At 45.5% G+C, this 8,018-nt stretch carries 4 protein-coding genes; all 4 read left to right on the forward strand.

Annotated features, from left to right (window positions below; translation table 11 throughout):
* The first annotated feature begins 130 nt into the window (after positions 1-130).
* The 4 genes from QZQ29_RS08035 to QZQ29_RS08050 all read left to right on the forward strand — a co-directional run bounded on the left by QZQ29_RS08035 (position 131) and on the right by QZQ29_RS08050 (position 7,919).
* Positions 131-2,875, forward strand: a complete 2,745-nt coding sequence (locus QZQ29_RS08035; RefSeq protein WP_296962142.1) for a type I restriction-modification system subunit M — start codon at positions 131-133, stop codon at positions 2,873-2,875.
* Positions 2,872-4,113, forward strand: a complete 1,242-nt coding sequence (locus tag QZQ29_RS08040) for a restriction endonuclease subunit S (RefSeq protein WP_296962144.1) — start codon at positions 2,872-2,874, stop codon at positions 4,111-4,113. Before QZQ29_RS08035 ends, QZQ29_RS08040 begins: the two co-directional genes overlap by 4 nt.
* A gap of 28 nt (positions 4,114-4,141) precedes the next feature.
* On the forward strand, positions 4,142-7,342 hold the full coding sequence (locus QZQ29_RS08045; protein ID WP_296962146.1) for an HsdR family type I site-specific deoxyribonuclease: 3,201 nt from the start codon (positions 4,142-4,144) through the stop codon (positions 7,340-7,342).
* A 127-nt stretch (positions 7,343-7,469) separates the two neighbouring features.
* Positions 7,470-7,919, forward strand: coding sequence for a metallophosphoesterase (locus tag QZQ29_RS08050; protein ID WP_296962148.1), 450 nt, complete (start codon positions 7,470-7,472; stop codon positions 7,917-7,919).
* Positions 7,920-8,018: the final 99 nt, after the last annotated feature.

Genomic DNA, 8,018 nt, shown 5'->3' on the forward strand with positions numbered 1-8,018 from the left:
GGAGTCATGACCTTCCTTTTATTTTTGAATCTTTGAAATTGACGGAGAAATCAGTATAGATAGCCGGACTTCCGGTAATGTATAATAGATACAATACAGTAAAATCACTTAAACCATAGAGGTGTTATTCATGAATAAACAGGAACTGGCCGCTACTTTATGGGAGTCTGCCAATACCCTTCGTGCCAATATCGATGCAAGTCAGTACAAAGACTATATTCTGGGCTTTATTTTTTATCGGTATCTATCGGAAAAGGAGCTTCGGCTTTTAAAGTCCATGGGAGTCGAAGAGGGGAATCTTGAATATATTACGGAAGATGATCCGGAAACGGTGAAAGGCCTGCAGGATGAGCTGGGCTATTTTATTTCCTATGAAAATCTCTTTTCCACCTGGCTTGCTATGTATAAAAAGAGCTTTAATGTGAAAAACGTGCAGGACGGGCTCAATGCCTTTGACCGTTTAATCAGTGATAAGCATAGGATGCTTTTCAAAGGGATTTTCAAGACCCTACAGACCGGATTAAGCAGTCTGGGGGCTGATGCAGCTGCCCAGACGAAGGCTGTGAGAAATCTGATGGACCTCATCAAAAAGATTCCCATGGGAAATACGTACCAGGACTATGACGTGCTGGGGTATATCTATGAATACCTGATTTCCATGTTCGCTGCCAATGCAGGCAAAAAAGCAGGGGAATTCTACACACCCCATGAAGTGTCCATGCTTATGGCAGATATTGTGGCAGACCACACGAAAGGAAAAGATCATATTGAAATCTATGATCCCACCAGTGGATCCGGTTCCCTTTTGATAACCATCGGCCATGCCGCTGCCAAGTACATGAAAGATGGAAACTCCATCAAGTATTATGCCCAGGAATTGAAGGAAAATACGTTCAACCTGACCCGTATGAATCTGGTCATGAGAAATATACTTCCTGATAATATCGAAGTCCGGAATGCAGATACACTGGAAAAGGACTGGCCCTGGCTGGATAAATATCATGAAACCAAACCTTTGTACTTGGATGGGGTCGTGTCGAACCCGCCCTATTCGCAGCCCTGGGATCCGAAAAACAAGGAGAATGATCCCCGGTTTGCAGGATTTGGGCTGGCACCGAAAACGAAGGCGGACTATGCCTTCCTGCTCCATGACCTGTACCACCTGAAACCCGATGGCATTATGACCATTGTCCTTCCTCACGGCGTTCTCTTCCGGGGTAATGAAGAAGGGGAAATCAGGCGGAATCTGGTGGAGAAAAACCATATTGATACTATCATAGGTCTGCCACCGAATATTTTCTACGGCACCAGCATTCCCACCATTATCATGGTCCTTCGTCAGAAGAGGGAGGCAAGGGATATCCTCTTTATTGACGCATCCAAGGGCTTTGAAAAAGTAGGAAAAGACAATAAACTTCGGGCCCGGGATATCAAGAAAATCGTGGATACATACAAGGGAAGACTGGATATCCCCAAGTATTCCCGTAAAGTATCTATCGATGAAATCCGTAAAAACGACTATAACCTGAACATTCCCCGCTATGTGGACTCCTCGGAAGAGGCGGAGCACTGGGATATTTATTCCATTATGAACAGCGGCCTTTCGGAAGAAGAAATGGGAAAGCTGGCTCCATACTGGCAGATTTTTCCTACCCTGAAAGAGACCCTTTTCAAGAAAAGAGAAGACGGCTATTTCATTCCTGCTGTTATGGATGTACGCAGTGCAGTGAAAGAAAATGAAGATGTCAAAGAATTTGAGACCCGCTTTTCCCATGCCTTTGACGGCATGGACCGTATAATGGAAGAAGACCTGATTTCTTCCATGGAAAACATCCCTGTGGCAGGAGAAGAAGAAAAACTGGCGGGAGAAATCTTTTCGCGTCTCAAAGACATGCCCCTTATCGACCCCTATGAAGCCTACCAGATTCTTGATGATGCATGGAAAGGGATTGCGGCGGATTTGGAAACCATCCAGACCGAAGGGAAAGATGTGATTCGTCAGGTATTGCCTCACATGGTGACGAAGAAAAAGAAAGGAAAGGACACCGCTGTGCAGGAAGGCTGGACAAGCCGCATTATTCCTTTTGCACTCCTGCAGCACACCTTCCTGGCAGAAGACTTGAAAAATATAGAAGAGAAAGAAAACCGCATCCGGGAAATCCAGGACTTGTATGCATCATTCATAGAAGAAATGCCGGAAGAGGATAAAGAAAGCCTCCTAAACGACAGCAACGATGCCTTTGACATGCAGACCATCCAGAAAAAGGCCAAGGAAATCTATGAACATGTGGAAACCGATGAAATCCGGGCAATGGAAGAATACCTTCCCATCCGAAGCCAGAAAGAAAAGCTGGCCTTTATTGCCGTGCATCCCGATGTTTCCTGGAAGGACATGAAATCCTATAAGGATGGTACTTATGGGAAGCCGGCGGTACAGAAACGATTGAAAATCCTGCGCATGGAAGCGCCTATGAAAGAAGGAACCACGGAAGACATGGTGATCCGCGTGCTGAAAATGGCAGAAGAAGAAAAAGCACTGAAGAAAGAAATCAAATCAGCAGAAGACAGCCTTACCGACAGGACAAAGAACCGAATCGAGAAGCTTTCCACGGAAGAAGAGGACATCCTCCTTAAAGCTAAATGGATCCAGCCCCTTATGCATGCCCTGGAAGGCCTTTCAGACAAAGTGGTGGTGAACCTGGAAAAAGAAGTGCAGCAGATGGCAGATAAATATAAGGATACCTACAGGGACATAGATGAAGAAATCCGCAAAGAGGAGACCTCTCTGGCGTCCATGATGGGCGAACTCACGGGCCCGGAAAAAGACATGGAAGGCCTCCGCCAGCTGGCTGAACTGCTGGGAGGAAAGGTATGATGGAAGAAAGAAAAGTACCGGCCCTGCGGTTTCAAGGATTTACTGACGGGTGGGAAGAAAATAAGCTTGGAAAGATGACAGTTTTTTCTAAAGGAAGTGGATACTCGAAATCGGACTTACAGGACCATGGGACCCCAATTGTTCTTTATGGTCGTCTTTATACAAATTATGAAATTTTAATCAGTCACATTGATACTTTTGTTGAACCAAAGCAGGGGGCAGTTTATAGTCAAGGAGTAGAAGTCATAGTTCCTGCTTCTGGAGAAACAGCAGAAGATATTTCTCGTGCTTCAGTTATTGGCAGGAAAGGCGTCATTATTGGTGGGGATTTAAATATTCTATATCCGAATAAATTGCTGGATCCTGTATTTCTGGCAATTACTATATCCAATGGTAAAGCACATGAGGATATGGCTAAAAGAGCTCAAGGTAAAACCGTAGGTCATCTCCACAATGATGATTTAGCACAAATTAAATTGTTTTATCCGTCAATTAGCGAACAAAAACAAATCGGAGTATTTTTTCAGAAAATAGATGTGGATATTTTGCTTCTGAAAAATAAGCTTGATAAACTGCAGGTTTTCAAAAAGTCCATGCTGGAGAAAATGTTTCCCCGGCCTGGCGAAAAAGTGCCGGAAGTCCGGTTCCGTGGATTTACAGGGGACTGGGAGATACATGAGCTGAATTCGTATCTTGAGCCATCTAAAGAGAAAAATACATTTGGAAACTATACAAAGGACGATGTTTTGTCTGTTTCAGGAGATTTTGGAGTAGTAAATCAAATACAATTTCAGGGACGTAGCTTCGCAGGTGCTTCTGTCTTAAATTATGGCGTAGTACACACTGACGATATTATATATACAAAGTCACCATTAAAAGCAAATCCTTATGGTATCATTAAAACGAATTCTGGAATGGCTGGTATTGTGTCTACTCTTTATGCAGTGTATCGACCTAAAAATGGTGTAGTTTCAAAATTTATTGAATGCTATTTTGATGATGATTACAGGCTGAACAAGTATCTTCATCCTCTTGTAAATAAGGGTGCTAAAAATGATATGAAAATATCGTCCGAAAAGGCACTACAGGGGGAGGTTATATTTCCTCCTTCCATAGAGGAGCAATTAACAATTGCGCAGATGATTTCTGCTATTGAAAAAGTAATTATGCTTTACCAGCGCAAATTGGAAAAACTGCAGTCAATGAAGCAGGCCATGCTGTCTGAAATGTTTATCTAACCATTCATATTTCATGGAGGAGTCGGTTATGTCGGATACTTTTGATGAGGAACGTCTCTTTGAAGCGGCGCTGATCCATCTTTTAACGAAGAACGGATGGGCAGACCAGGTGCTCCATTATCCTACGGAGGAAGACTTGATCCGGAACTGGGCGGACATCCTTTTCCGGAACAACCGGGGCATTGATGAGCTGAACGATGTGCCCCTTTCTGATGGGGAAATGGCCCAGGTGCTGGAGCAGGTGCGTCTCCTGTCATCGCCATTGCAGCTGAACGGTTTTATCAATGGCGGCAGTGTGACCATTATCAGGGATAATAAAGAGGATGTTCTTCATTATGGGAGTCCGGTGAGTCTCTATCTTTTTGACAAAAGAGCTGTTTCCGGCGGCCCCAGCGTGTACCAGATCGCAGAGCAGCCTATGTTTAAATCAAAGAATGCCATGTTTCATGACCGGCGGGGCGATTTCATGCTTCTGATCAATGGCATTCCCGTGATTCATGTGGAGCTGAAAAAGACGGGGATTCCGCTGAGCCAGGCCTATAACCAGATTGATTTGTACAACCATGAGCATGTATTTACAGGGATTTTCTCTCTCATCCAGTTTTTCGTGGCCATGACGCCGTCGGAAATGGTGTATTTTGCCAATCCCGGTGACGGGGAAAAGCTGAACAAGGATTATTTCTTCCACTGGGAAGATTTCAACAATGAAATCCAGGGGGACTGGAAGTATATTGCCCGGCATTTCCTGAATATTCCCATGGCTCACCAGATGGTAGGTTCCTATACGGTGGCGGACCATTCCGATGGTGTTCTGAAGGTCATGCGCAGTTACCAGTATTTTGCTTCCAGTGCCATTTCTGATAAGGTGGCGCAGAATGATTGGATGACCGGGACCCAGCGGGGCGGTTACATCTGGCATACCACCGGATCCGGAAAAACCATGACCAGCTTCAAGTCGGCAGAGCTGATTTCCCAGTCCGATGATGCGGACAAGGTAATTTTCCTGGTGGACCGTATCGAACTGGCTTCCCAGTCTTACCGTGAGTACAGCGGTTTTGCCGGTGAAGGTTTAGATGTGCAGCAGACCGATGATACAGCGGATCTGCTGGAAAAGCTCTTGAGTGATGATGCCAAAAATCAACTGATTATCACATCCATCCAGAAAATGAGCCGTGTCAAAGCAGGGGAGACGAATGTGACGAAAAGTCTTCTTGCTGGGCTGGAAGAGAAGAGAATCGTATTCATCGTGGATGAGGCGCACCGCTCTACTTTTGGTGATATGCTGCTGGATATTAAGCACTCATTCCCAAGAGCCCTTTTCTTCGGCTTCACCGGCACGCCGATTCAGTTGGAAAACCAGAAGAAAATGAATACCACCGCCACCGTCTTTGGCGATGAACTGCACCGCTACAGCCTGGCTGACGGTATCCGGGATAAGAATGTACTGGGCTTTGATCCCTACATGGTGAAGACATACCGGGATTTGGATCTTCGGCGGTCTGTGGCGCTGGACAAGGCAAAGGCAAAGACCGAAGCAGAGGCCATGAAAGACAAGGAAAAGAAAAAGGTGTATCTTGCCTGCATGCAGCTTCCCATGGCAGGAGACTGGGACGAACAGGGGAAATATCATAAAGGTATTGAAGATTATTTGTCAGAGAAGCAGTATGACTGTGAACAGCACAGGCGGCAGGTGATTTCCGATGTGAAGGATAACTGGCTTCGACTCAGTGACAATGGAAAATTTCATGCTATCTTTGCAGCTTCCAGCATTCCCGAAGCTATTGCCTATTATGGCTGGTTCAAACATGAAATGCCAGATCTTCATGTGACTGCTATCTTTGATCCTACTCTGGACCTGGATGGAGAAGGATTTAATGAAAAGGAAGATGCCATTGTAGAAATCATGGAGGACTATAATGCTCTCTTTGGGCAGAATTTCACCATGAAAAGCTATGGCCGCTTTAAGAAGGACGTCATGCAGCGTTTGGCTCATAAGGAGCCCTATCAACACATTGATGATGACCCGTCCAAACAGTTGAACCTGGTGATTGTGGTAAATCAACTTTTGACAGGTTATGACTCCAAGTGGCTGAATACGCTGTACCTGGATAAGCTTTTGGAATATGAAAATGTGATACAGGCCTTTTCTCGGACAAACCGCCTTTTCGGACCGGATAAACCTTTTGGAACTATTCATTATTACCGGCGGCCTTATACCATGAAACGGAATGTGGAACGGGCGGTTAAACTCTATTCCGGTGATAAAGTATTCGGCCTTTTTGTAGATCGTCTTGGGCAGAATGTGAAGAGGATGAATGAAATATTTTCTGCTATCAGTGATATATTCGCAGCAGCCGGTATTCACGATTTCCAAAAACTTCCGGAAGATATCAGGGAAAGAGGAAAATTTGCTTCTCTCTTTAATCAGTTGAAATCTTATCTGGAAGCCGCCAAAATTCAGGGATTCCGCTGGGAAAACAGACAATATCCCCTCTCTGACAGGACTATTTCCGGTGAAAAGACCTATGTCAGTCTGTCATTTGATCAGCTTACCTACTTGGCATTGCTGGCAAGATATAAGGAACTGGCCCTTGGAGGAACCTCTACCGGTGGCACAGATCTTCCCTATGATATCGACACCACACTGATTGAACAGGATACGGGTATGATTGATGCGGACTATATGAATTCCCGCTTTGAAAAATATATGAAACAGCTGGGCCAGCCGGAGGTAACTCCAGAGCAGCTGGCTGATACACTGAACCAGCTTCATAAATCTTTTGCCTACTTGTCTCAGGAAGAACAGAAAGCAGCCAGCCTTTTTCTGAACGATGTTTCCCGGGGTGCGGTGACACTTTCACCGGATAAAACATTCCGCGATTACATTACGGACTACAGAAAAAAGCTCCGGCAGAACTCCATCTATGCGGCCGCCCATCTGGCAGGTATCCGCAGGGATAAGCTGGAAGAAATGATGAACCTGGGCCTCACGGAGGAAACAATCAATGAATTTGGACGTCTGGATACACTCCTCAAAGATGCGGATTTGGACAGAGTTAAGGAATATATGGAAAAAGTGGAAGGGAAAAAGCTGCCCCTGTTTAAAGTCAGAATCAAACTGAGAAGGATGATGACAGACTTTATTATTCATCATGAAATCAAGGTGGATGATAAAGTACAGGAAACAGAAGATATTCTGCACTACCTGGGACTGCCGCCGGCGAAATGAAATTTCTGCCGGAATAACGCAGTTGTACATAGCAGGCAGGGTTTAAGAAAGTAAAAAGACCACCCCCTGTTATTCACAGGAAGTGGTCATTTTTTTTCCGGCGGCAATCAATAGAAAGGAGGTCCCTATGATTTACATCACCGGCGACTGTCATGGAGAATTCGCAAAAATCCGGCAGTTCTGCATGGAAATGAAAACCACCAGGGAAGATATCATGATTATCCTGGGGGATGCAGGGATTAATATTTCCAATGGCCTCCGGGACCTGCGCAAGAAGCAGATGCTGGCACAGCTTCCCATCACTCTTTTCTGCATTCACGGCAATCATGAAATGCGGCCCACCCGGGTGGTGCAGGTGGACCGGTGGGGTGGAAGGACGGACCGGAAGGCCTACCGCCTGAAAGACTGGCACGGAGGAAGGGTGTACATGGAGTCCGCTTTCCCTTCCATCCTTTTCGCCAGGGATGGGGAGGTCTATGATCTGGACGGTACAGCCACTCTTGTTATCGGCGGCGCTTACAGCCCCGATAAACCCATGCGCCTTGCCCGGGGATGGTCTCAGGGAAGCACTGATTAAATCATAGAGTTTGCTTTTATAGGAATTTTTATGCACTGCTTCGTCATGAGGCTCCTTAAATAGCTCGCTATTCGCGTCGCCTCATTCCTTGCATTGCAT

It is taken from the genome of uncultured Dialister sp. (assembly GCF_900538805.1).
Classification (GTDB): Bacteria; Bacillota; Negativicutes; order Veillonellales; family Dialisteraceae; genus Dialister.